A 23,131-nucleotide genomic window follows, 5' to 3' on the forward strand; every position below is an offset into this window, starting at 1 on the left:
CTGTAAATCTGACGGCTCTGCCTTCGAAGGTTCGAATCCTTCTCCCTCCACCATCCTTCAAGAAAACCCGGCCTTGTGCCGGGTTTTCGCTTTTCAGGCCTGAGCATCTTCTTCTTGTCAGATCTGACAGTTGCAATCGAACCCCGCCTTGCTCATTGTGGCACCATCCAAATCAGGGAGCTCACATCATGTTTGAAGTCTGGGATGAGCAGGGCCACGCAACAGGCCTGACGTTGCAGGCACTCAAAGTCAGAATCCGCAACGACTATCAGGGCGATTTGATGGTGCGCTACAGCAACAAGCTGGGACTCCCCACGACCCTCTTTCTGACCATTCATCAGGGCGTTGCCTATCAACGCTTCAAAGCGGGCTCGCCAAAACTGGATTGGGAATGGCTGGCCACCGCAGGCAATGGCCACAGCCCCCGCAATTTTATGAGCGAACAGTTTCCCGATTTTCAACTCGCACTGGATAATTGAACATCAGCAACTATCGCCAACCCACCATCACAGATTACCCAAAAACTGATTTTCCATTCGCATGATATTCCTGCCAAATTGCATGATGACGTGGGGGCGAGTACAATCTCGCACCCCGAATATCCGGTGCATCTTCTTTAGATAACTCCGGATATGCCGTCATCGGGTCGCGCTGCATTGAGCCTCCTCTCGGAGGGCATCTTGCACCGCAACTCAACCATTACGATGCCATCAGGTGGCATCGTCCTGATTTGCAATCAGACATAAGAGTCCGACATGTTTAAACCAGAATTGCTCTCTCCCGCAGGTTCCCTCAAGAACATGCGTTACGCCTACGCCTATGGCGCCGATGCCGTCTATGCCGGTCAGCCCCGCTACAGCCTGCGGGTGCGTAACAACGAATTCGATCATGAAAACCTGCAGCTGGGCATCAACGAAGCCCATGCACTGGGCAAGCAGTTCTATGTGGTGGCCAACATCCAGCCCCACAACTCCAAGCTCAAGACCTTTATCCGCGACATGCGCCCTGTGGTGGAGATGAAGCCGGATGCGCTGATCATGTCTGACCCCGGTCTTATCATGATGATGCGTGAAGCCTTCCCGGATATGCCCATTCACCTCTCGGTGCAGGCCAACGCGGTCAACTGGGCCACGGTGAAGTTCTGGCATCAGATGGGCCTGACCCGCGCCATTCTCTCCCGCGAGCTGTCGCTGGACGAGATCGAAGAGATCCGCATGCAGGTACCGGAGATGGAACTGGAAGTGTTCGTTCACGGCGCGCTGTGCATGGCCTACTCCGGCCGCTGCCTGCTCTCCGGCTATATCAACAAGCGTGACCCCAACCAGGGCACCTGCACCAACTCCTGCCGCTGGGAGTACAAGGTGCACGAGGGTAAAGAAGATGACGTGGGCCAGATCGTCCACCGTCAGGAGCCGATCAAAGTGCGTCCGGACAACACCCTGGGCCTGGGCAAGCCGACTGATGCCCTTGTGCTGCTGGAAGAGTCCAACCGCCCGGGCGAGTACATGAGCGCGTTCGAAGACGAACACGGCACCTACATCATGAACTCCAAGGACTTGCGCGCGGTCGAGCACGTTGAGCGACTGACCAAGATGGGCGTTCACTCCCTGAAAATCGAAGGGCGCACCAAGTCTTTCTATTACTGCGCCCGTACCGCTCAGGTTTACCGCAAGGCCATCGACGATGCGGTGGCAGGCCGTCCGTTCGATCGCAGCCTGATGGGCACCCTCGAGAATCTGGCTCACCGCGGCTACACCGAGGGCTTCCTGCGCCGTCACAACCACAGCGAGTACCAGAACTACGACTACGGCTACTCCGTCTCCGACACCCAGCAGTTTGTCGGCGAGATCACCGGTCGCAAAGGTGACATGGTCGAGGTCGAGGTGAAGAACAAGTTCCTGGTGGGCAACAATCTGGAGCTGATGACCCCACAGGGCAACGTCCGCTTCAATCTGGAGCAGATGGAGAACCGCAAGGGCGAGCTTATCGATACCGCGCCGGGTAACGGCCACATAGTCTATGTGCCGGTCCCGAAAGATCTGGATGTGAACTACGGCATTTTGCTGCGCAATCTGGGCGACAGCCAGGATACCCGCAACCCGCACACGGCGGCCTGAGATGGCGCTGCTCATCACCGACAAGTGCATCAACTGTGACATGTGCGATCCCGAGTGCCCCAACCAGGCTATCAGCCTGGGTGAGGAGATCTACGAGATCGACCCCGGTCGCTGCACCGAGTGCGTCGGTCACTATGAGAAGCCGACCTGTATCAGCGTCTGCCCTATCGACTGCATCATCTGGGATCCCGCTCATGTGGAAACCGAAGATCAGCTGATGGAGAAGTTTGTGCGGATGCACCGGCAGTAACCTCTGCGGATGCAATGCAAAAGGCCGGGTAATCCCGGCCTTTTTGATCCCCGCTCATCGAATGGACGCGACTTTTTTTGACCAACCGATTCAGCTCACCCAACTCCCGCTGCGCCTCCAGCAAGTTGGTCTGTGCCTGCTCCAGCTTGCTCTGCTTGTCGGCAACCTTGCCCGGCTTGCCGGACACTCTCGCCTTCTGCAGCGCGAGCAGACGTTCATCCACCTCGCCACGCAGTTTGTTAACCCGCTCTTTCTGCTCCTTGAGCAGACCTTCATCGGTACAGTTGGCCTTGATATTGCGCACGGCCTGTTCGAGCCCGGCAATCTGCCCGGCATGATCGTGTGCTTTGGCAAACACCAGCGGATCGTTGACGTCCGGCGAACAGGCCTGGCAACCGACCGCTACACTGCCACAGTGCCTGATTCTGCCAACAGGTCCAACAAGCTGAATTAAAGGTGCGACAGAAGTTGTGCGACATCATGCAATCATCGCCTTGTTGGTTCTACAATGACGCTTTTCAGCATCCGGAGTCTTTTATGAATCAACAAATTGTGGTCATTGCCAACGGTGCCCCCTATGGCAGCGAATCTCTGTTCAACGCATTGCGCCTCGCTATCGCCCTCAACGAGCAGGGTGGCGCCAGCCTGAAGCTGTTCCTGATGTCTGATGCGGTGAGCGCGGCGCTGGCCGGTCAGGCTCCGGCCGAAGGGTACAACCTGCGCCAGATGCTGGAGATCCTGCTGGCTCAGGGCGTCACCATTCGCCTGTGCAAGACCTGCACCGATGCCCGTGGCATCACCGCCCTGCCACTGATCGAGGGCATTGAGGTTGGCACCCTGCCGATGCTGGCCCAGTGGACCCTGGCTGCCGACAAGGTGCTGACTTTCTGAACAATAAGGGGCTGGCCAGCGGCGAAGTCAACCCGGTTAGCCTACCATCGGCTCCTGCCGGGCACTTCGCCGCCCATGATGTCGGGCGCCAGCTTCATAAAGCGCAAAAATCGCCACACAAAGCAGCGCCATCAGCACGTAGAGCAATTGTCCACTCCACTGCTCGAGGATCCAGCCTCCCAGCAGCGCGCCGGCGGCCCCTCCCAACCCGGCCAGGGCGCTGGCGCCAAAGTAGCTCCCCTTGAGGTGGGTGGGGGCCATCTGATCGATCAGCACATTGAGCAGGGGGAAGAGGATAGTCTCGCCGATGCTGAGCAGCAGCACGGCGCCAAACCAGTGGCTGCGCACCGTCGGGTCTCCCAGCGCGAAGAGCAGCTGGGCCGCCAGAAAGAGCGCCATGCCGATATGAAGCCGTACCCGCACCGGCCAGCGCGACAACAACCGCAGCAGCGGGAATTGCAGCAACACCACGGTCAGGGCATTGGTCGCCACCAGCAGGGCAACCAGCTCGGCCACCTGCGGCATACCGGCTCGGGTCAGGTATTGCACCAGCGGCGAGTGAAACTGGGAGTAGACCAGCACCATCAGGAGATTGGCCATCACCAGCAGCAGGAAGGCGCGATCCGCCAGCAACACCTTGATGGCATCCCGCAGTCCGGGGCCAGCAGCACCCGGCTTGCCTGTGCTGCCAGTCCGGCGAAATCCCCAGCCAAAGGCCAGCGCCAGCAGCAGATAGCTCACCACCAGAAACAGGAAGGTCTCCTGCTGGGCGTTGATCCCGAGGGTCACTCCGAGCAGCGGCCCCAGCGCCGCCCCCAGGTTGAGCAGAAAATAGCGCAGGTGCAGTGCCAGCTCCCGCGCCTTGGCCGAGGCCAGACTGTCGGCCATCAGTGCCTTGCCGGGGGCATCGGTGAGCCCCAACGAGAGGCCGCTGCCCATCACCCCGACTCCGAGCCAGAACACCGCATGGGAGAAACCGAGCAGGCCGAAACAGATCATCGCCACCAGACAACCGGCCAGCAGTATGCTGCGCCGCCCGAAGCGATCAGAGAGCCAGCCGCCGTAAAAACTGACCAGGGTAGAGAGGGCCATCGAGCCACCCAGCAACAAGCCGATGAAGGTGGCCGAAAGGTCATACTCCCGATAGAGCAGAATGGAGAGGAAGGGCCACACCATGTAGTAGCTGGTGCGCACCATGAAGGTGCCCAGAATGACGATCCAGACCAGCGGGGTAAATTGCCTCAAGATGCTCCATGACATTGCTATGCTCCATGCCCCGCAGCTCTTACCACAAGATCCTGTCATAAACGGGGAAAGCATTCAGTTGTAACAGAGGGCCTCAATAGAAACAATCCTCGCTCACCGACAAGGTGCAACCGGATGCAAAAAGGCCAGCCGATAGGCATCGGCTGGCCTTTTGATCACGGGATTTCCCTCGGGCTAGCGCCAGGGGCTCTGCTGCCACAGACGCCCCAATCCGGCTTCCAGCGCCTGCGCCCCCTGCTGTCCCAGCTTCTGGGTCAGACTTTTTGGCTTGCGATAGCTGATGCCGACCACCTTGTGGTGACTTGCCTGCGCCAACAGATAGTCATCGCTGGTACTGAGGGTATCCACCAGCCCCAGCCCCTTGGCCTGACTCGCCAGCCAGTGCTCACCGGTGGTGACCTGATCGATATCGAGTTGCGGGCGGTGTTCGGCCACAAAGGCCTTGAAGCGCTCGTGGATCGCCGCCAGCTCCTCGCGAAACTTCTCGCGCCCCAGATCGTCGTTCTCGCCGAACATGGTGATGGTGCGCTTGTACTGACCGGCGGTGTGCATCTCGAATTCGATGTCATGCTTTTTCAACAACTTGTTGAAGTTCGGCATCTGGGCGATCACCCCGATGGAGCCGACGATGGCAAAGGGGGCAGCCAGGATCTTGTCCGCCACGCAGGCCATCATGTAGCCGCCACTCGCCGCCACCTTGTCAATCGCCACGGTGAGCTTGATGTCACGATCGCGCAGCCGCTGCAACTGGGAAGCGGCAAGACCGTAGCCATGCACCACGCCGCCACCGGATTCAAGCCGCAGCAGCACCTCGTCGCCGGGCTGGGCGACGCCAATCACCGCGCTCACCTCTTCGCGCAGGGAGGCCACCTCTTTGGCATCCATGCTGCCGTTGAAATCGAGCACGAACAGGCGACTGCGCTCATCACCGGCCTTGGCGCGCTTTTTCTGCTCCTCTTTCTGCTGCTTTTCCAGTACCTTGCGCTCGGCCTTGCTGGCGAGCGCGCTCTTGAGCGCAAACTGCCCCTGCTCCAGCTCGCAGGAGAGATCGGTCACCACCAGCTCACCCTTGCGCGCTTTCGGCTGGCGAGTGCTGACGATCATCAGGATGATGGCGCCGATGGCCAGCAGGAAGGTCACTGTCTTGGCCAGAAACAGGCCATATTCGGTCAGAAATGTCACGATGGACTCCACAATGGATCGGTTTTCGTCACATTCTAGGGAGTTTGACGGAGGCGCGCAAAAAATCGCAGCCAGTGCCAGGAAAAACCAACCCGAGCATCACAACCTCTCTATTTTCTTCACATTTTTCTTGCCGCTGGCTGGTCAAACGGGCGCGCGGATCAGTACACTTGGCGCCGATTGCCATGCACTTATGGCCGGAATTTGTTAACAGGAGTTGTCATGCTCGATTATCAGGCACCCCGCGATCTGCTCAAGGATAAAGTCATTCTGGTCACCGGTGCCGGCGACGGGATCGGCCGCGAAGCCGCCCTCACCTATGCCGCCCACGGTGCCACCGTGATCCTGCTCAGCCGCACCAGCGCCAAACTCGAAGCCGTGTATGACCAGATTGAGGCCGCCGGTTATCCGCTGCCCGCCATCGTGCCGGTGGATCTGAAAGGGGCCACCGCTGCCCACTACCGCGGCATGGCAGAAACCTTCGCCCAGCAGTTTGGCCGCCTCGACGGCGTGCTGTTCAACGCCGGTCTGCTCGGCACCCTCTCTCCGTTTGAACATATTCAGGAGAAGGAGTGGGACGAGGTGATGCAGGTCAACGTCAAATCGGAATTCCTGCTGACCCAGGCGCTGCTGCCGCTGCTGCGCCAGACCGCCAAGGCGCAGGGCGATGCCTCCATCGTCTACACCTCCTCCAGCGTGGGACGCAAGGGGCGCGCCTACTGGGGCACCTATGCCATCTCCAAATTTGCCATCGAGGGGATGATGGAAGTGCTGGCCGACGAGCTGGAAAACACCGGTGTGCGGGTCAATACCCTCAACCCGGGCGGCACCCGGACCAAGATGCGGGCCAGCGCCTTCCCGGCGGAAGATCCCATGAACCTCAAGACCCCGGCCGACCTGATGCCGCTCTACCTCTATCTGATGGGAAGCGACAGCCGGGGCAAAACCGGCCAGATCTTTGTGGCTCAGCCAAAATAAACAAGTTGCGTGGCCCAGCCCAAATAAATCAATAAAATACCCAGAGTCTTGTGCGGCAGGGGTTACATTGAATTAGGGAGCACTGGCTCCCTGTTCGAACCCCTGACCATCCTATATCCAATCAGGTTGAACTATGTTTCGTCCCAAGAGCACATTCGAGCAATGGCGGATCTTTCAGGCGGTGGTCGACTGCGGTGGCTACGCCCAAGCGGCCGAGGCACTGAACAAGAGCCAGTCCTCCCTCAATCATGCGGTTGCAAAGTTGCAGCAGAGTCTGGGAGTGCCCTTGCTGGAGGTGCGCGGTCGCAAGGCGGTGCTGACACCAGCGGGCGAGATCTTCCTCAAGCGGGCCCGTCAGTTGAGCCAGCAGGTGGAGGAGCTGGAGAATCTGGCCAACAACCTGGAGCGGCAGTGGGAGCCGCAGATCAACCTCTATGTCTCGGCGCTGCAGCCAAGGGATCGCCTCTATCGGGCGCTGGCCTGCTTCTATCCCCGCAGCCGAGGTTGCCGGATCAACCTGCACGAACGCATTCACTGCCACTTCAACGCCCTGCAGCCGGGGGATCTGATGCTCTCCGAGCACCTGCCCGGCGATCGCACCGGCCTGTTGCTGGACGAGGTGTGCCTGCTGCCCCTCTGCGCCGCCAGTCATCCGCTAGCCCAGCTGGAGGCCCCCATCAGCCTCGATGACCTCACCAGCCACAACCAGATCAGCCTTCACCCCCCCATTCACCGCTCGGTGGACTGGAACGATGCGGATGACACCGGCTGGAAGGCCACCCACTACCATGAAGTGCTCGCCATGCTGCGACTCGGCCTCGGCTATGCCTGGCTGCCGCACCATCTGGTGGAGCGGGAGTTGACAGAAGGCTCGCTTATACAGCTGGATCTGGAGAGCGGCAACGAGCGCCACCTCTACACCTACCTGCTCACCCTCTCCCCCGACTCCCTCGGCCCCGCAACCGAACTGCTGCTGCGCTGCCTGCGCAACGAATATCAGGGCGGATCATCGCCGCTCCCGCACGCACAGCCCCTGCACGGCAAATAACAGCCACATCATTCCTCAGACGTTGGGCACCCGCCAGCTGGCGGCCAGTGCCACCAGTGCCAATCCCAACGCCACCATAAAGACCCCGTGGAAACTCCACACCTCCGCCACTATGCCGGCGATGGCCCCTGCCATGATGGAGCCGGTGCGGATGCTGTTGGCAAACAGGGTGGTCGCCACCCCGGCTCGCCCCGGCATCAGATCCTGAAAGTAGGACATGCCGATCCCCGCCACGATACCGATGAAGATGGCGTTGAACAGCTGCAAGCCGATCAGGGCGTATTGCTCGGTGAGGGTCACCAGACCTGTGTAAAAGGCCGCGCCAGCCAGCACCGCCAGCAACATCATGGGGCGCTTGCCAAAACGGGCCGTGTAGTAACCCGCCAGCAGCATGAAGGGGATCTCCAGCGCCGCCGCCGTGCCCATCAGGATACCGGCAAGCTTCTCATCCATCCCGAGCTCCCGGGTGATGTAGAGCGGCATATTGATGAGGTACATGCTGTTGCAGGTCCACATCAGGGTGGAGGCGATAAAGAGCGCCCGCACCGCCGGATCCCGCCAGCTGCTGACTCGCTCGCTCTCTTCGGCCATCTTGGGCAGTGCCAGGGAGGGCAGCCAGCGCCACACCACCAGGGCGCAGAGCAGGTAGGCCAGTGCCGAGGCCAGGTACATCAGCTCGAAGCCATAGCCGATGGCCAGCGCAAAAGCGATGGGCGGGCCTATGACCCAGGCCAGCGAAAACTGGGCCCGCATCACCGAGCTGAACATGTCAGCCCGCTTGTTGCGGCTGTCGGAATACTCCCGAGCCAGCGCAAACAGCTGGGGACTGGCCGTGGCCGTGGCCGCCAGCGCCGCCAGCGCCGCCAGCATGACCCCCAGACTCGCCAGCAACCAGTAGTTGCGGTTCCAGGCAAACAGCAAGGAGAGCGCCACCCCGGCAAAACAGCAGCGCAGGATCAGTCGTTTGCGATCCCCCTTGTTATCGGAGCGATGGCCCAGCCACTGGCTGACCAGAATGCCCACAACCGCATTGATGGTATAGAAGAGCCCGACCAGAAAGGGGCGCACCTGCACCTCCTCGGCCAGAAACAGGCTTAAGGTAGGCACCTGCAATGCCACCGCGACGCCGGTCATAAAGGTCACGGCAAGAAACGAAAGAGAGACGGGGTCCGGGCGTTTGACCGCCGCTATCGACAGGCTCATAGGGTTACCACTGATTGGGAGAACGATACGGGATCACGGGCGGCTACCGTATGAAAAATCAGCCTCTATCTTATGTCACTATCAAGAGCAGGCTCAAGGATGGCATAAGCGGGTGTCCGCCTTGCGAGGGAGGCTGCGACCCCGTAGAGTGAAAGCCCATCCTGCCAGCACAAGGAGTTCGCATGTTTGATTTTGATCAGGAAGTAGACCGCAGTGGCACCATGAGCCTGAAATGGGACAAGTACAAGGGTCAGGATGTGCTGCCCATGTGGGTTGCCGATACCGACTTTGTCTCCCCCCCGTCCGTGATTGAGGCGTTGACCAAACGGGTTGCCCACGGCATTTTCGGCTATTCACGCCCCTCGCCGCGGCTGATCGAACTCATTATCGAACGGATGGCGACCCGCTATGGCTGGGCAATCGAGCCCGAATGGCTGGTATTCCTGCCCGGCGTGGTGCCGGGGCTCAACCTCGCCTGCAAGGCGTGGAGCCAGCATGGCCGCGGCATCATCACTCCCAAGCCGGTCTACTACCCCTTCCTGCAGGCACCGGGCTTCAATGATCGTCCCCTGCTCACCGTGCCGATGATTGAAGAGGCCGGTCGCTGGGTGCTGGATCTTGAAGAGCTGGAGCGTCAGGCTCCCGCCGCAGATCTGCTGCTGCTCTGCAACCCTCACAACCCGGGCGGCACCATCTTCACCCGTGACGAGCTGCTGGCCATCGATGCCATCGCCGCACGCCACAATCTGGTGATCTGCTCCGATGAAATCCACTGCGATCTGCTGCTGGATAAAAACGCCCGTCACATTCCCTACGGCGCCATCAGTGCACAAGCGGCCGAGCGCTGCGCGGTGATGATGGCCCCGAGCAAGACCTTCAATATCGCCGGTCTCTGCTGCTCCTTCGCCATTATCCCCAACACCCGTCTGCGCTTCAGGCTGCAACAGGCGATGCGCGGCATCAGCGCCGACGTCAACCTGCTGGGCTTTGTCGCCGCTGAAGCGGCCTATGAGGGTGGCGAACAGTGGCTGACCGAGCAACTCGACTATCTGGCGGCCAATCTGGCCCTGATCCAGCAAGCGGTGGCTCGCTGGCCCGGCGTCAAGCTGGCCAGTCATCAGGCGACGTATCTGGCCTGGATCGATGTGAGCGCCCTTGGCCTTGCCGATCCCATCGCCTTCTTCGAGCAGGCCGGCGTTGGTCTCTCCCCCGGCGCCCAGTTTGGTGACGGCCAGTTCGTGCGGCTCAACTTCGGCTGCACCAGAGCACGACTGACCGACGCGCTGGCGAGGATGGAACGGGCAGTTCTCGGCCACAGCAAGCCCTAATCAACCGGCAACGGGATGGACAAACCCCATCCCTTTTACCCTGTGTCATCAGCAAGCGGTCAACTCAGTCAACGGTCAATTATGTCTCTACGGATCTTGCATCACCTTCTGCTCCCCCTCTGTGCACTCTCTGCGCTGCTCCCCTTTGGCAGCCAGGCGCTAACTATCGGAACAGGCCCGCTCAATGGGGTCTACTACCCGACCGGTGGCGCCATCTGTCGGGTGCTCAATGCCGGCCATGCCCTGCATGGGGACAGCTGCACAGTGCAGAGCACCCGTGGCTCGATGGCCAACCTCAAGGCACTCGACAAGGGGGACATACAGCTGGCGCTGGTGCAGTCCGATGTGTTGCACCACGCCCTGCACGGCACCGGCCCCTTCAGCGGACAGGGGGCCAACAATGAGCTGCGCAGCCTGTTTCGCCTCTATCAGGAGTCGCTGACCCTGCTGGTCGCCCCCAATAGCGGCATCACCACCCTGGCAGATATCGAAGGGAAGCGGGTCTATCCGGGCAACAAGGGCGCCGGTGAACAGATCACCAGCCAGGCCCTGATGGCAGCCATGAGATGGCAACCCGGGCAGTTTGCTGCCTATCAACTCAAGTCGGACAGTGAACCGCTGGAAGGGCTGTGCGATGGCTCGCTGGATGCCGCTTTTGTGGTAGCCGGTCACCCCAGTCTGGCGGTCGGCGATCTGATCAGCCGCTGCAAGGTGCGCCTCATCCCCATCGAAGGGGAGCAAATCGACAAGCTGCTCAAGCAGCACCCCTACTACCAGCGCAGCCGTATCGCCGCCAACCTCTATCCGGGACAGACTACTGCCATCAACAACATAGGAATGAGTGCCGAACTGGTGGCGCTGGCCAGCCTGCCGGACCCCATCGTCCGAACCGTGCGCGATACCCTGCTGGCCCGGGTCAAACAGTTCAGCCGGTTGCATCCCGCCCTGAGCAAGGTGACTCCAGAGCAGTTACAGGCGCAAACCGAGCTGCCCCTCCATGCGGGGATGTCGGATCAACCTCCAACCCCCTTGCCACTGACCCCCGAGCAGTTAACTGCGGAACAGCTGACACCGGAGCCGTTAACACCAGCGCCATCGACCTCGGAGGCGGTGCCCACGACAGAGCCGGTGGGTGCCGCCGACGGGACGACTGCCCCCCCTGAAGCGCCCTCTGACGCGACCGCCACCAGCAGTGCCGCAGTGGCGACAGAAGCCACAGAGGTTAATCCCTTGCCCGAAGAAGTGCTCGAGGTCACCCCCGAGCTCACTGCTACGCCGACCACAGAGGGGGAAAGAGTGGCTCCCTCTGCCGCAGCGTCAACGGTTCCATCACCATCGGCTGCCGTGTCGACTCAGTTGCCACAGAGTGTCTCTGCGGCCACTGCGCCGCAAGAGCAGGCAACCCAGCCTGTCAGCAGCGCAGTTGCTGACGAAACCCCACCGCAGGATAAAACCGATACACTTCCCTCCCCTGCAACCAGCGCAGCCACACCGCTGCAACCCTGAATGGTCAGCGCCCACAAATGCATCAGGGCAGCCTCGGCTGCCCTGATTATTGATATGCGCTCGATCGTGGCGAAGTCGATTGGCCTGCTCACCTTGCCGTACCGCTACGGCTCCATCACCCGGGTCAGATAGGGGTTGGGCCTCTGGATCTCCTCCTCCACCCAGTGCAGCAACTGCTTGATGGCCCGCGACAACACCTGATTCTGGCGCACCACGTAGCCCAGACTGGTACCGGGAAAGTCGCCGAGGCTGGTGACAGGCGCGGTGAGGTTGAGGCGCGGATGCAGGGAGAAGTCCGGCACGATGGCGACACCAAAGCCCGCCTCGGCCCAATCGAGCTGTGCGTCGACGCTGCCCACCTCCATGATGCGGCAAGGGGGTAACGCCAACAGCGGCAGTGACGGGTCGATCAGCGCCCGGGTACGGGTGTCGTGACCGAGCAGGATCAGGGTCGGCTCATCGAGGGGATCGCTCTTTCTCTCTTCATCCACAACACCCGCTACCGCCCGCGCCTGCCAGCGGGCAAGACCGTGGCCCAGCGCGCACCAGGTCACCTGTTGCAGCTCGGTATAGAAGAGGGGCTCGCTGCGCTTTTGCGCCATCACGAAGCCCAGATCCGCCTTGCCCGCCTTGACCAGCTCGGCCGCCTGATCCGAAGTGGTATTGAACAAAGTAAGGTCGATGCCGGGAAACTCCCGCTTGAAGCGCTGGAACGGCTGGATCAGCAGCAGGCGCGAGATGATATCGCTGGCGGCGATGGCCAGCGTCCCCTGACTCAGCTGGTTGAGGGCATTGAGGTCGGACTGGCAGAGCTGCAACTCGGCAATGGTGCGCTCGGCGCTTTGCAGCAGCCGCTCCCCTGCCTGCGTCAGGCGAAACGGACTGCGTTCAATCAGCCGCACCCGGGTCGCCTGCTCCAGCCGCTTGATATGCAGGCTGACATTGGGCTGGGTCATGTGCAGCTCGGTGGCGGTCTGGCCAAAATGTTGCAATCGGGCCAGGGTGACAAAGGTTTGCAGCCAGTGGATATCCAGCATAAGAGTCCCTCAACCCGCGATGTGCGGGGTTTGCCAGGCAAAATCGAGCAGTTTGCCGCTTAATTGGTCATAATTATATGGTTCTCTTATCAGAATTATAAAGATAATTAATTTTTCTAATCCGTATCAGGCTCCTAGGATGGACGCCTAACGTCTTAGGAGAAAGAGTCATGTCGTCTATCGTAGTCGTAGGTGCTAACTGGGGTGATGAAGGCAAAGGCCGCATCGTTGATTATCTGGCAGGTCAAGCTGGCGCCAGCATTCGCTTCCAGGGCGGCAACAACGCTGGCCACACCGTGGTCAACGACCTTGGCACCTTCAAGCTGCACCAGGTTCCGAGTGGCGTATTCAACCCGGATTGCCTGGTTGTCCTCGGCCCGGGCATGGTGATCAGCCCCGAGAAACTGACCGTCGAACTCGACGAAGTCAAAGCCTCCGGCGTGACTCCGAAGCTGGCCATCTCTGACCGCGCAACCCTGTGCCTGCCGCTGCACGCACTGGAAGATACCCTGGAAGAGCAACGTCTGGGTGACGGCGCCTATGGCTCCACCCGTCAGGGTATCGCCCCTGCCTACGGCGATCGCGTCATGAAAAAAGCGATCCTGGTTGGCTGGCTGAAACAGCCGGAAGTACTGGTCGAGCGCATCCAGTTCATGCTGGACTGGAAACTGCCGCAGATGAAGGCTATCTACCCCTCCTTCGAATTCACCCAGACTGCCCAGGAGATGGCCGACTGGCTGCTGGAAGTCTCTGCACCCTGGATCGACGCCGTGTGCAACGTCAGCATGCCGCTCAAAGCGCTGCAGGCAGAAGGCAAGACCCTGCTGTTCGAAGCACAGCTGGGCGCTGGCCGTGACCTGATCTACGGCGAATACCCCTGGGTCACCTCTTCCCACGTATCTGGCGCCTACGCCGGTATCGGTGGCGGTCTGCCGGGTCTGCGCCCGGAGCGCGTCATCGCTGTGGCCAAGGCATTCAGCTCCTCTGTCGGTACCGGCACCCTGCTGACCGCCATGGAGAACCAGGACGAGTTCCGCAAGATCACCAACGAGTTCGGCGCTACCACTGGCCGTCCCCGTGATGTCGGTTACTTCGACGCCGTCGCCACCAAGAACGGTGTCGAGCTGCAAGCCGCCACCGAAGTGGCTCTGACCAAGCTGGACTGCCTGACCGGTCTGCCGGACCTGAAGATCTGCGTGGCTTACGAAGGTGCTCACACCGAGAACCCGATTTGGCCGCAAACTGCCGCACTCTCCCCCGTCTACGAGAAGATGGAAAGCTGGAGCGAAGACATCACCGGTTGCCGCACCTTCGAAGAGCTGCCGCGCGCTGCTCAGCAGTACGTGCTGCGTATCGAAGCGCTGCTCGGCGTACCGGTTCCGATGGTTTCCGTCGGCCCGGGCCGTGACGAGATGATCCTGCGCTAAGCCGCACCTCTCTTCGTCAAACAATAACCGGCATCCCTGATGCCGGTTTTTTTATGGCTGCCGTTTACCTTCTTGTCATAAAAAACACCAAAAGGCTCAATTAACTCACCAATGGAGCTCATATTGAGCCTTTCTGCAACATTATGCTGCCCTGCCCTCGCTAAAGTGAACCCGTTACCACACGAGGAGTCACCCGATGAAATTGCTCAAACAGAGTGCCCTGTTGCCACTGCTCTGCCTGACGGCCATGCCAGCCTTTGCCATGACCCTGAAGAGCACGGATATTCACGAAGGCCAGCTGATGGCCAAACAGTTCAGCTTCAACGGCTTTGGCTGCAGCGGCGATAACCACTCGCCCCAGCTGAGCTGGCAGGATCTGCCGGCTGGCACCAAGAGTGTTGCCATCACCGCCTATGACCCAGATGCCCCCACCGGCAGCGGTTGGTGGCACTGGCTGGTGGTGAACCTGCCTGCCACCCAAAGCGAGCTGGCCAGCAATGCCTCCGGCAAGCTCAAGCAGGGATTGGAGATCCGCACCGACTTTGGCAGCCAGGGTTACGGCGGCCCCTGCCCGCCCGCAGGTCACGGCATGCACCGCTATCAGTTCACCGCCTGGGCCCTGCCCCATGATCTCGAGGTGAAGGCTGATACCCCGCCCGCTATGGTAGGCTACATGCTCAATAGCATGGCGCTCGGCAAGGCCACCCTGACCGCCACCTTCGTCACCCCTTAGGAGCCAACCGGATGAGCACTCCCCTGCTGCAACAGAGCCACTATCTCGGGATCCGCCAGCAGCCCCTGCACCGGGTGCTCATCTACGCCCCGACCCTCATCTGGGTCACCCAGGGGAGCAAGCAACTGTGGTGGCGCGAGCGGCGTCTGTCGTTTGACAGGGAGCGCTGGCTGCTGATCCCGGCAGGCCACCAGCTCACCTTCGTCAATCAGCCGGAACAGGGCAAATTTCGCTCCCACGCCATCACGCTGCTCACCCCGCCGCCGCCAGAATGGCTGGCCGAGTCAGCCTCTTCCCACGCCGATCTGGAGGAACCTGCCGTCAAGGTCACCCCCGGGCTCGCCTTCTGCTTTGAGCTCATCAGCACCATGGCCGAACGGGGACTGAGCGAGGCGACCCAGGCCGAACTGCTGCGCGGCTTCTATGCCGAACTGCGGGCCGCCAACGCCCTCGGGTTGATCTTTCCCGCCAGCACCATGACCCTCGCAGAGCGGCTGGCACGCTACCTGGCGGTGGAACCCGGCATCGCTCACACCCTGGAGGCGGTGGCCCCCCACTTCTCCATGAGCCGCGCCTCCATGGTGCGCAAGCTGGCCGCCGAAGGTCGCAGCTTTCGCCAGTTGCTGGCTCAGGTGCGCATGAGCCACGCCCTCAACCTGTTGCAACAGGGCCTGACCCCGCTGGAGGTCGCCCTCGCCTGCGGTTATGACTCCCCCAGCCGCTTTGCCGCCCGCTTCAAAGAGCAGTTCGGTTTGACCCCCTATCAATATCTGCAAACCTGCCCTGCCGCCATTACGAGCAAAAACAAGTAAAACATTACTAAATAAATCAACTCTGTAACTTGATGTAACCAGGTGATTTATCTCACAATTTCTCCTCTCAATAGTGTGACCTCACACCAAGGTCTATATTAATCAATAACGTACAATTTCCCCCGCAAACGCTTTCACTAAAAAAGCAAAAAGCACTCTGTCAAAACTACAAAAACGGAATGGGAGAGAATAATGTTTCGTAAAACTTTACTTTCAATGGCCCTGGGTACCGCACTGTTTGGGCTGACCGGCTGTAACGACAATCAGTCGGAAAGCAGCACCGTCGCCAAGCCGGAGCAGGCCATCCAGTACAAGGATGTGATAGACCGCCGAGGCACGCCGACCCAATTCCGCGACTTTGACAGCTACTCCAACCTCAAATACAACCCGCTGCTCGATCTGGGGGCCTGGCACGGTTTCCTGCTGCCTGCCAGCGACAAGGAGTGGGGGGGCTTTACCGGCCCCATGGTCATCTCCGAGGAGTACAGCCTCTTCTTTGCCAGCGAGCTGGACAAGCTCACCCTGAGCGATGCGAGCGGCCGCCCGTTCCCGCTCACCAGCGCCCGCAAGCAGGAGGTGTATGCCATCCCCGGTGCGCTGGTGCAACGCTTCGAGTTCGAGCCCTTCACGCTGGAGCTGGAGCTGCGCTACGGCGATGCCCGCACCGCCCTTATCCGCACCCGACTCATCAACCAGACCGATGCCCCGCTCACCCTCAACCTCATTTGGCAGGGCGAGTTGCTCAATCAGTGGGATGCCCAGGATACGATTGCCAGCAAATATCCAGGCTGGACTCGCACCATCAGCGAGAGCGACAAAGGGATTGAATTCCAGTTCGGCAAACTGCGCAGCACCTGGAACATCATGCAGAGCGGCAGCGCCCGCTATCGCATCGACCGCACCCTGCCAAGCCGCACCACCCTCGACCAGAAGACACTGGGCTACCAAAGTGACGCCAGCATTACCCTGGCCGCCAAGGGGAGCGAGGATATCTACACCCTGCAGAGCTATCTCCACTCCGCAGATGACGCCAGCCGCTACCAGCAGAGCCACCAAGCCTTGCTGGCCAACCCGGCCAGCTATTTTACCGACTCCATCCGCCGCTGGGAGGACTACCTTGCCAAGGGTCTCTCCAATCAGGGGATCCCCGAGTCGGAACGTCGCATCGCCGTCAAGGCGATGGAGACCCTCAACGGCAACTGGCGATCCCCAGCTGGCGCCATCCTCCACGACGGGGTGACCCCCTCCAATACCGCCCGCTGGTTCGACGGCGTCTGGGCCTGGGACAGCTGGAAGCACGCCTATGCCATGGCACACTTCAACCCGGAGGTGGCCAAGAACAACGTGCGCGCCATGTATGACTATCAGGTGCAGCCGGATGATCCGGTACGACCGCAGGATGCGGGCATGGTGATCGATGCCGTCTTCTACAACAAGCTGGCGGATCGCGGTGGCGATGGTGGCAACTGGAACGAGCGCGATACCAAGCCGCCCCTCTCCGCCTGGGCCATCTGGGAAATCTACAGCGCCACCAAGGACAAGGCCTTTATCGCCGAGATGTATCCCAAGCTGCAGGCCTACCACGACTGGTGGTACCGCGCGCGGGACAACAACCGCAACGGCATCATCGAATATGGCGCCACCAAGCATGTGGAGCACAACGACGAGTACGGCAATATCACCTTCAAGGTGCAGTACTCCAACGGTATTCCCGCCGGGCTGGATCTCTCAAGCTGTACCACTGAGGGGGATGGCTGGTATGCCTGCGCCGGTATGCCGCTCTATCAACAGGTGTTGAACGTGGGCGGGTACAGCGACATGGATATCGGTGCCCAGCACGGCGCCGGTTGGGAGTCAGGTATGGACAACGCCGCCCGCTTCGGCTTTATCGAACCGGGCCAGCTGCAACGCTATGCCGACAAGACCTATGGCGGAGATTTGGCCAAGGCGCGTCAGGACTGGAACGTCGCCTTCTTTGAAAACCATCAGGACAATGGCGATTTGATCGGTTTCTCCATCGATCAGGAGTCGGTGGAGCTCAACGCCTTCCTCGCCAAGGAGAAGCGCATTCTGGCAGACATGGCCGACTTGCTCGGTAAGCCGGGCGACGCGAGCCGCTACCGCGATGGCGCGACCCAGCTGGCTGGCTACATCAACAGCTGCCTGTTCGATGAGGCGTCAGGCTTCTATTACGATCGCCAGATTGCTCAGGGGGATGTCGCTGACGGCAACGGCTGCGTCGGCAAATTGCTGACCGCTCGCGGCCGTGGCCCGGAAGGGTGGAGCCCGCTCTGGGCAGAAGTCGCCGACAAGGAGAAAGCGGCGCGGGTGCGTGAGGTCATGCTCAACGCCCAGGAGTTCAACACAAAGATCCCGCTGGGCACAGCCGCGTTGACCAACCCGGCCTACGATCCCAATATCTACTGGCGCGGCCGGGTATGGCTCGATCAGTTCTACTTCGGGGTGAAGGGGCTCGAAAACTACGGCTACCGCAGCGATGCCGAAGCACTGGTCAACAAGCTGTTCAACAACGCTGAAGGGTTGGCAGGCAGCGGCCCCATCCGCGAAAACTACAATCCGGAGACCGGCGCCATGCAGGGGGCCAGCAACTTCAGCTGGAGCTCGGCCCACCTCTATATGCTCTATCGCAACTTCCTGAAACCACAGGCGTAAGCTTGCTCCACCATGCAAAAGGCCTCCGGATGGAGGCCTTTCTGTTTTCACTCAAGTGGCACTTACACAATACCCGCCGCGCTGCGGGTGCGAGCTCGTCTTAGCCGTTCGTGAGCGGCAAAGAGAGGCGTTTGGCCAGTGCCTGGAAGTGCTGGCTCACCTCGGCCCCGAACAGGGGGTCGCCAATGGCGCGGTTTTGCCAGTTTTGCTCCAGGTGACGCCAGTCATCCTCGGTCAGGGAGTCACGCAGATGGGGGAAGATCACCCCCTCTTCGTAGTTCATGTGCGCCTCTTGCAGTTCCACGAAGCGCTCCAGCTTAGTGGTGAACTGATCGAGGGGGATCACCGCATCCATCAGGATCATCTCCACCATCTCCTTGAGATCGGCCCCGGCCTCCAGCAGCTTGACGTGCTCCTCCTGCAGACGGTTGGCGACCTCCCCTTCCACCACCCGATATTTCAGGTAGTAGTCATAGATGAGGTCTTCCTTGGGATGGTGGTACTTGTCAGAGACCTCCCGCAGGTAGTCGATGACATCGCGCACCAGAAAATAGCTGATGGGCTCTTCGGCACGGATGGCTGCCAGTTTGTGCTTGAGCAGCTCCAAAAGTCGGGCGATGTTGAGATGATCCTTGTGCAGACTGGATAACATGGGCACTCCTTGGCTCTGAATTAATCTTATATCCCTGAGTATACGGTCATTTGTCGCCCGAACTTTGCACTCAATCAAGTGGGATGCAGACAGATTTCCACTCTATCGGACTCTTGCCCTGTTGTTCCAGCAAGCGATTGGTCTCGCTAAAGTGACCGCAACCGATGAAACCGCGGTGGGCAGAGAGGGGGCTCGGATGCGGCGCAGTCAGCACATAGTGGCGCTGGCGGTCGATGAAACGTCCCTTCTTCTGGGCGTGGGCACCCCACAGCAGGAACACCACCCCCTGACAACTGGCATTGATCTGCTCGATGACCCGATCGGTAAAGGTCTCCCATCCCAGATGGGCGTGGGAATGGGCCTGACCGGCCTGCACCGTCAGCACAGTGTTGAGCAGCAGGACGCCCTGTTTGGCCCAGGATTCGAGAAAGCCGTGATTGGGTGTGACGAAACCTGGCAGGTCACGCTGCATCTCTTTATAGATGTTGACCAGTGAGGGAGGCGTACGCACGCCGGGCAGAACGGAGAAACAGAGACCGTGTGCCTGATTGGGGCCGTGGTAGGGATCCTGGCCCAGGATCACCACCTTGACCTGATCCAGCTCGGTCAGCTTGAAGGCATTGAACACATCGGTAGCTGGCGGGTAGATCACCTTGCCCGCTTCCCGCTCGGCTCTGACAGTTGCCAACGTACTCTTGAAATAGTCCTGCTCTTTCTCAGAGCCAATCACATCACTCCAGGTCAGCACCCCGGCCTCCTCACTTGATACGGCGAAGGGCTCAGGATATTGGGCCAGCCCGCAAGACGCAACCGTGGCTCACGCTTTCCAGAGCCTGGCGAGGCGCCCCGAACACTCCAGCTTGCGCAGCCCGGTATTGAACAGCAGCATCAGACGGCGCGCCTCGGGATCTGCCTTGCGCATCAGCAAGTATCCCGGTTGCGACCCGATGGGGTCGGCAGCGCCGGTCAGTGACAGCGATTGGGGATGACGAACGATCGCCTGCTGGAACAGCAGTCTGTGCCACCTGCTCATCCATCACCAGATAGTGGACTCGTCCGTAGAGCAGCTTGCCCATGCTCTCCTCATCGGAATCTGACCACTCGAGGGTGAGCCCGGCCTGGCGAGCCGCAAAACCATCGCCATAGAAGTAGCCACGGGTCACCCCGACCGGCTCGTGTTTCAGCTCACCCAGATTGACCGCGGGCGTACCGGTCAGCGTCATCAGGCGAGTGGTGAAATGGCCGAGCGAGGCGGATAGATAGAAAAGCTGCTCCCGCTCACGGGAGCGAAACCAGGGCATGGTGACCACATAGCGCCCCTCCAGAGTCAGGCGGTAAGCCTCGGCCCAAGAATATCGGCCCAAGAATAGAAGTGAAAGCTGACATCGCCCCCCTCTTCAGCAAAGGCCTGGCGCACCACCTCACAGAGAAAGCCCTGATTGGGCAACGACTCACTGATATAGGGCGGCCACTCGCCCACTGCAATACGCACCGTCTCGGCTCACACCGCAACACTGCTTGCCCAGCAACAAAACTGGGCGAGTCATGCCCACTTTCGCCACCCATTATTCGCCCGGCACTCTCCTCGCTTTTTTTGCTGAGTGTAGCCACCCCCTCAATTAACCTCAGAAAAAAAGCTAAAAAGATGTAGTTAAATTACTAGATTAACGAGATAAAAGATGCATAATTTGGATATCTTACAAAATCAGAAAAATGACCTATTTTTGATTCAACTCAAGAATTTAATCCCATCGAAATGGCGCTTTGTTGAATTTTCTTGATCTAGATCAATTTTGGTAATATTACCACCGTGGTATATATGACCCCATCAAAGAAAAGGTGTAAGGCAAGGGCCCTTTAAGTCATCGCCATCGACGGTAGCTTAAATACATCAGGGTAATTTCCTTACAGTTGGATTCGCGTTCCCATTGAGGAGTCATACCATGATCAAAGGCATTCAAATCACCCAGGCCGCCAACACCGCTCTGCTGAACTCTTTCTGGCTGCTGGACGAAGAGAAGCAACAAGCTCGCTGCATCTGCGTCAAAGGCGATGCTTTCGCTGCCGATCAAGAAGTGCAACTGGCTGACCTGGGTCAGTTCGAATACCGCGAACTGCCGGTTCAGGCTGAGCCTACTGTTGAAGGTGGCCAGCACCTGAACGTCAACGTGCTGCGTCGCGAAACGCTGGAAGATGCCATCGCCAACCCGGAGAAGTACCCGCAGCTGACCATCCGTGTATCTGGCTACGCAGTGCGTTTCAACGCTCTGACCCCGGAACAGCAGCGTGACGTGGTTACCCGTACTTTCACCCAGAGCCTGTAATCAGCGCCCTGCAGTGAAGAGCTGATACTTGCGGTATCAGCACAAAAAAACGGCCGATTGGCCGTTTTTTTATTGCCCCCGCACCAGCAAACGCGGCCGTGCGGGGGGAAACAGCGCTTACGCCCTGTCCACTTCCAGCTGCCCGGCCTTACCGCCGAGCACCGCATCCATCTTCTTCTCGTCCAGCTGCTTGCAGTATTTGGCGACCACCACGGTGGCAACACCATTACCGATCAGGTTGGTCAGCGCCCGTGCCTCGGACATGAAACGGTCGATCCCCAGGATCAGCGCCAAACCAGCCAGTGGCAGATGGCCCACCGCCGAAATGGTCGCTGCCAGCACGATAAAGCCACTACCAGTCACCCCCGCCGCCCCTTTCGAGGAGATCAGCAGTACCACCAGCAGGGTGATCTGCTGGAACAGATCCAGCGGCGTATTGGTGGCTTGGGCGATAAAAATCGCCGCCATGGTCAGATAGATGGAGGTGCCATCCAGGTTGAAGGAGTAACCGGTCGGAATGACCAGCCCTACTACCGATTTCTGGCAACCCAGCTTCTCCATCTTGTCCAGCATACGCGGCAGAGCAGACTCGGAGGAGGAGGTCCCCAGCACGATCAGCAGCTCCTCGCGGATGTAAGAGATGAAACGCAGGATGCTGAAACCTGAGGCTTTGGCGATGCTGCCCAGCACGATAAAGATGAAGAAGAGGCAAGTGAGATAGAAGCAGGCGATAAGCTGGCCCAATTGCACCAGAGAGCCCACTCCGTATTTGCCGATGGTAAACGCCATGGCACCGAATGCCCCTACCGGCGCCAGCTTCATGATCATGTTGATGATGCCGAAGATGACGGTGGAGAAGCTCTCGATGACCCCGAAAATAATTTTCCCCTTCTCGCCGATATGGTGCAGGGAGAAGCCAAACAGCACCGCAAACAGTAACACCTGCAAGATATTACCGCTGGCAAAGGCTCCGATCACACTGCCCGGAATAATATCCAGCAAAAAGGCGATAATGCCCTGGGACTTTGCCTGCTCCGCATAGGCGGAGATGGCGCTGGCATCCAGCGCAGCCGGATCGACGTTCATGCCGGCACCCGGTTGCAGCAGGTTGACCACGCACAGCCCGATGATCAAGGCGATGGTGCTGACCACCTCGAAGTAGACGAGGGCGATGGCACCGGTCTTGCCGACCGCCTTCATGCTCTCCATCCCGGCAATGCCGGTAACCACGGTACAGAAAATAACGGGGGCGATGATCATCTTGATCAATTTTACGAAGCCATCACCGAGGGGCTTCATATCGGCGCCCAGTTCCGGATAGACATGCCCCAAAAATACCCCGAGGGTAATCGCGAGCAATACCTGAAAATAGAGGCTGCTAAATAGTTTCTTTTGCATTATTAACGTCCTGTTAATTTAATTGCACATTGTTATAACAGCAATAAACATGCAGATAGCCGGGACGGGATATCTGCGTATCTCGCCCGATCCATGCTGTTTCTGCATTACTACGGCGACTACTTTACATGCAACAAAATGCAATTAAGAGACATCAATCACACATCCAAATTAACAACATTAACGCCACGACAACAAATAATTGTTTGTTCTTAGATTAATTTGAGTCTTCAACTAAATATGGCAGATATAAAAATGCCCCGCATTGCGGGGCATTTTCATCAGGCATGACAGCGTCGGGATCAG

22 protein-coding genes are annotated in these 23,131 nt (G+C 59.4%); 13 read left to right on the forward strand and 9 right to left on the reverse strand.

Annotated elements, in window-relative coordinates:
• The first annotated feature begins 188 nt into the window (after nucleotides 1-188).
• From ACRAUW_RS08715 to ACRAUW_RS08725, 3 genes are all read left to right on the forward strand, one after another.
• Entirely contained in the window at nucleotides 189-479 is a 291-nt protein-coding gene (locus ACRAUW_RS08715) for a hypothetical protein (RefSeq protein ID WP_431361964.1), read from the forward strand.
• Between the two features lie 276 nt (nucleotides 480-755).
• The gene (gene trhP / locus ACRAUW_RS08720; protein ID WP_431361965.1) at nucleotides 756-2,117 is read left to right on the forward strand and encodes a prephenate-dependent tRNA uridine(34) hydroxylase TrhP; all 1,362 of its coding nucleotides are present in this window, start codon (nucleotides 756-758) and stop codon (nucleotides 2,115-2,117) included.
• Between the two features lies 1 nt (nucleotide 2,118).
• Nucleotides 2,119-2,367, forward strand: coding sequence for a YfhL family 4Fe-4S dicluster ferredoxin (locus ACRAUW_RS08725; protein ID WP_041210724.1), 249 nt, complete (start codon nucleotides 2,119-2,121; stop codon nucleotides 2,365-2,367).
• Here the strand turns inward: ACRAUW_RS08725 and ACRAUW_RS08730 are convergent.
• Nucleotides 2,294-2,725, reverse strand: coding sequence for a DUF1090 domain-containing protein (locus ACRAUW_RS08730; RefSeq protein ID WP_431361966.1), 432 nt, complete (start codon nucleotides 2,723-2,725; stop codon nucleotides 2,294-2,296). The two genes, ACRAUW_RS08725 and ACRAUW_RS08730, sit on opposite strands and share 74 nt — an antisense overlap.
• A 179-nt stretch (nucleotides 2,726-2,904) precedes the next feature.
• On the opposite strand from ACRAUW_RS08730, the gene ACRAUW_RS08735 reads away from it, so the two are divergent.
• Nucleotides 2,905-3,258, forward strand: a complete 354-nt coding sequence (locus ACRAUW_RS08735; RefSeq protein WP_005334901.1) for a DsrE/DsrF/TusD sulfur relay family protein — start codon at nucleotides 2,905-2,907, stop codon at nucleotides 3,256-3,258.
• A 36-nt stretch (nucleotides 3,259-3,294) separates the two neighbouring features.
• Here ACRAUW_RS08735 and ACRAUW_RS08740 read toward each other — a convergent pair whose 3' ends face one another.
• On the reverse strand, nucleotides 3,295-4,518 hold the full coding sequence (locus ACRAUW_RS08740; RefSeq protein WP_431361967.1) for an MFS transporter: 1,224 nt from the start codon (nucleotides 4,516-4,518) through the stop codon (nucleotides 3,295-3,297).
• 180 nt (nucleotides 4,519-4,698) lie between these two features.
• Nucleotides 4,699-5,706, reverse strand: coding sequence for a protease SohB (gene sohB / locus ACRAUW_RS08745; RefSeq protein ID WP_431361968.1), 1,008 nt, complete (start codon nucleotides 5,704-5,706; stop codon nucleotides 4,699-4,701).
• A 222-nt stretch (nucleotides 5,707-5,928) separates the two neighbouring features.
• Between sohB and ACRAUW_RS08750 the strand changes: the two genes are divergently transcribed.
• Together ACRAUW_RS08750 and ACRAUW_RS08755 are read left to right on the forward strand one after the other, a co-directional pair.
• The gene (locus tag ACRAUW_RS08750) at nucleotides 5,929-6,684 is read left to right on the forward strand and encodes a YciK family oxidoreductase (RefSeq protein ID WP_431361969.1); all 756 of its coding nucleotides are present in this window, start codon (nucleotides 5,929-5,931) and stop codon (nucleotides 6,682-6,684) included.
• A gap of 133 nt (nucleotides 6,685-6,817) precedes the next feature.
• The gene (locus ACRAUW_RS08755; protein ID WP_431361970.1) at nucleotides 6,818-7,732 is read left to right on the forward strand and encodes a LysR family transcriptional regulator; all 915 of its coding nucleotides are present in this window, start codon (nucleotides 6,818-6,820) and stop codon (nucleotides 7,730-7,732) included.
• A gap of 15 nt (nucleotides 7,733-7,747) precedes the next feature.
• Here ACRAUW_RS08755 and ACRAUW_RS08760 read toward each other — a convergent pair whose 3' ends face one another.
• Nucleotides 7,748-8,935, reverse strand: a complete 1,188-nt coding sequence (locus ACRAUW_RS08760) for an MFS transporter (protein WP_431361971.1) — start codon at nucleotides 8,933-8,935, stop codon at nucleotides 7,748-7,750.
• A gap of 182 nt (nucleotides 8,936-9,117) precedes the next feature.
• Here ACRAUW_RS08760 and ACRAUW_RS08765 point away from each other — a divergent pair, with 182 nt between their 5' ends.
• Complete coding sequence (locus tag ACRAUW_RS08765) at nucleotides 9,118-10,263, forward strand: MalY/PatB family protein (RefSeq protein WP_431361972.1); 1,146 nt, start codon at nucleotides 9,118-9,120, stop codon at nucleotides 10,261-10,263.
• An 81-nt stretch (nucleotides 10,264-10,344) separates the two neighbouring features.
• A complete protein-coding gene (locus ACRAUW_RS08770; protein WP_431361973.1) occupies nucleotides 10,345-11,769 on the forward strand; it encodes a TAXI family TRAP transporter solute-binding subunit in 1,425 nt (474 codons plus the stop codon).
• Between the two features lie 104 nt (nucleotides 11,770-11,873).
• On the opposite strand, the gene ACRAUW_RS08775 is transcribed toward ACRAUW_RS08770, so the two are convergent.
• Nucleotides 11,874-12,806, reverse strand: coding sequence for a LysR family transcriptional regulator (locus ACRAUW_RS08775; RefSeq protein WP_431361974.1), 933 nt, complete (start codon nucleotides 12,804-12,806; stop codon nucleotides 11,874-11,876).
• Between the two features lie 170 nt (nucleotides 12,807-12,976).
• Between ACRAUW_RS08775 and ACRAUW_RS08780 the strand changes: the two genes are divergently transcribed.
• The 4 genes from ACRAUW_RS08780 to ygjK all read left to right on the forward strand — a co-directional run bounded on the left by ACRAUW_RS08780 (nucleotide 12,977) and on the right by ygjK (nucleotide 18,451).
• On the forward strand, nucleotides 12,977-14,233 hold the full coding sequence (locus ACRAUW_RS08780; RefSeq protein ID WP_431361975.1) for an adenylosuccinate synthetase: 1,257 nt from the start codon (nucleotides 12,977-12,979) through the stop codon (nucleotides 14,231-14,233).
• 196 nt (nucleotides 14,234-14,429) lie between these two features.
• Nucleotides 14,430-14,966 carry a YbhB/YbcL family Raf kinase inhibitor-like protein gene (locus ACRAUW_RS08785; protein ID WP_069526371.1) on the forward strand — a complete coding sequence of 179 codons (537 nt, stop codon included), beginning with the start codon at nucleotides 14,430-14,432 and terminating at the stop codon, nucleotides 14,964-14,966.
• 11 nt (nucleotides 14,967-14,977) lie between these two features.
• Complete coding sequence (locus tag ACRAUW_RS08790) at nucleotides 14,978-15,778, forward strand: helix-turn-helix transcriptional regulator (RefSeq protein WP_431361976.1); 801 nt, start codon at nucleotides 14,978-14,980, stop codon at nucleotides 15,776-15,778.
• 192 nt (nucleotides 15,779-15,970) lie between these two features.
• On the forward strand, nucleotides 15,971-18,451 hold the full coding sequence (gene ygjK / locus ACRAUW_RS08795) for an alpha-glucosidase (protein WP_431361977.1): 2,481 nt from the start codon (nucleotides 15,971-15,973) through the stop codon (nucleotides 18,449-18,451).
• 100 nt (nucleotides 18,452-18,551) lie between these two features.
• On the opposite strand, the gene ACRAUW_RS08800 is transcribed toward ygjK, so the two are convergent.
• From ACRAUW_RS08800 to ACRAUW_RS08810, 3 genes are all read right to left on the reverse strand, one after another.
• Complete coding sequence (locus ACRAUW_RS08800; RefSeq protein ID WP_005362195.1) at nucleotides 18,552-19,103, reverse strand: hemerythrin domain-containing protein; 552 nt, start codon at nucleotides 19,101-19,103, stop codon at nucleotides 18,552-18,554.
• A 70-nt stretch (nucleotides 19,104-19,173) separates the two neighbouring features.
• Complete coding sequence (ung, locus tag ACRAUW_RS08805) at nucleotides 19,174-19,851, reverse strand: uracil-DNA glycosylase (RefSeq protein WP_005353881.1); 678 nt, start codon at nucleotides 19,849-19,851, stop codon at nucleotides 19,174-19,176.
• Nucleotides 19,852-19,882: 31 nt separating this feature from the next.
• Nucleotides 19,883-20,467, reverse strand: coding sequence for a substrate-binding periplasmic protein (locus tag ACRAUW_RS08810; RefSeq protein WP_431361978.1), 585 nt, complete (start codon nucleotides 20,465-20,467; stop codon nucleotides 19,883-19,885).
• 579 nt (nucleotides 20,468-21,046) lie between these two features.
• Here ACRAUW_RS08810 and grcA point away from each other — a divergent pair.
• Nucleotides 21,047-21,427: an autonomous glycyl radical cofactor GrcA gene (gene grcA / locus ACRAUW_RS08815; RefSeq protein ID WP_378006962.1), complete on the forward strand. Its 381-nt coding sequence runs from the start codon at nucleotides 21,047-21,049 to the stop codon at nucleotides 21,425-21,427.
• 117 nt (nucleotides 21,428-21,544) lie between these two features.
• Here grcA and ACRAUW_RS08820 read toward each other — a convergent pair whose 3' ends face one another.
• Complete coding sequence (locus tag ACRAUW_RS08820; RefSeq protein WP_431361979.1) at nucleotides 21,545-22,825, reverse strand: dicarboxylate/amino acid:cation symporter; 1,281 nt, start codon at nucleotides 22,823-22,825, stop codon at nucleotides 21,545-21,547.
• Nucleotides 22,826-23,131: the final 306 nt, after the last annotated feature.

This window comes from Aeromonas sp. (assembly GCF_050633025.1).
Taxonomy (GTDB): domain Bacteria; phylum Pseudomonadota; class Gammaproteobacteria; order Enterobacterales; family Aeromonadaceae; genus Aeromonas.

What these genes read in the sequence shown, in the direction of transcription:
- ACRAUW_RS08715 (WP_431361964.1), top strand. Translation starts at nt 189, where the DNA reads ATGTTTGAAGTCTGGGATGAGCAGGGCCACGCAACAGGCCTGACGTTG.
- trhP (WP_431361965.1), top strand. Translation starts at nt 756, where the DNA reads ATGTTTAAACCAGAATTGCTCTCTCCCGCAGGTTCCCTCAAGAACATG.
- ACRAUW_RS08725 (WP_041210724.1), top strand. Translation starts at nt 2,119, where the DNA reads ATGGCGCTGCTCATCACCGACAAGTGCATCAACTGTGACATGTGCGAT.
- ACRAUW_RS08735 (WP_005334901.1), top strand. Translation starts at nt 2,905, where the DNA reads ATGAATCAACAAATTGTGGTCATTGCCAACGGTGCCCCCTATGGCAGC.
- ACRAUW_RS08740 (WP_431361967.1), bottom strand. Translation starts at nt 4,518, where the DNA reads ATGTCATGGAGCATCTTGAGGCAATTTACCCCGCTGGTCTGGATCGTC.
- ACRAUW_RS08750 (WP_431361969.1), top strand. Translation starts at nt 5,929, where the DNA reads ATGCTCGATTATCAGGCACCCCGCGATCTGCTCAAGGATAAAGTCATT.
- ACRAUW_RS08755 (WP_431361970.1), top strand. Translation starts at nt 6,818, where the DNA reads ATGTTTCGTCCCAAGAGCACATTCGAGCAATGGCGGATCTTTCAGGCG.
- ACRAUW_RS08760 (WP_431361971.1), bottom strand. Translation starts at nt 8,935, where the DNA reads ATGAGCCTGTCGATAGCGGCGGTCAAACGCCCGGACCCCGTCTCTCTT.
- ACRAUW_RS08765 (WP_431361972.1), top strand. Translation starts at nt 9,118, where the DNA reads ATGTTTGATTTTGATCAGGAAGTAGACCGCAGTGGCACCATGAGCCTG.
- ACRAUW_RS08770 (WP_431361973.1), top strand. Translation starts at nt 10,345, where the DNA reads ATGTCTCTACGGATCTTGCATCACCTTCTGCTCCCCCTCTGTGCACTC.
- ACRAUW_RS08775 (WP_431361974.1), bottom strand. Translation starts at nt 12,806, where the DNA reads ATGCTGGATATCCACTGGCTGCAAACCTTTGTCACCCTGGCCCGATTG.
- ACRAUW_RS08780 (WP_431361975.1), top strand. Translation starts at nt 12,977, where the DNA reads ATGTCGTCTATCGTAGTCGTAGGTGCTAACTGGGGTGATGAAGGCAAA.
- ACRAUW_RS08785 (WP_069526371.1), top strand. Translation starts at nt 14,430, where the DNA reads ATGAAATTGCTCAAACAGAGTGCCCTGTTGCCACTGCTCTGCCTGACG.
- ACRAUW_RS08790 (WP_431361976.1), top strand. Translation starts at nt 14,978, where the DNA reads ATGAGCACTCCCCTGCTGCAACAGAGCCACTATCTCGGGATCCGCCAG.
- ygjK (WP_431361977.1), top strand. Translation starts at nt 15,971, where the DNA reads ATGTTTCGTAAAACTTTACTTTCAATGGCCCTGGGTACCGCACTGTTT.
- ACRAUW_RS08800 (WP_005362195.1), bottom strand. Translation starts at nt 19,103, where the DNA reads ATGTTATCCAGTCTGCACAAGGATCATCTCAACATCGCCCGACTTTTG.
- grcA (WP_378006962.1), top strand. Translation starts at nt 21,047, where the DNA reads ATGATCAAAGGCATTCAAATCACCCAGGCCGCCAACACCGCTCTGCTG.
- ACRAUW_RS08820 (WP_431361979.1), bottom strand. Translation starts at nt 22,825, where the DNA reads ATGCAAAAGAAACTATTTAGCAGCCTCTATTTTCAGGTATTGCTCGCG.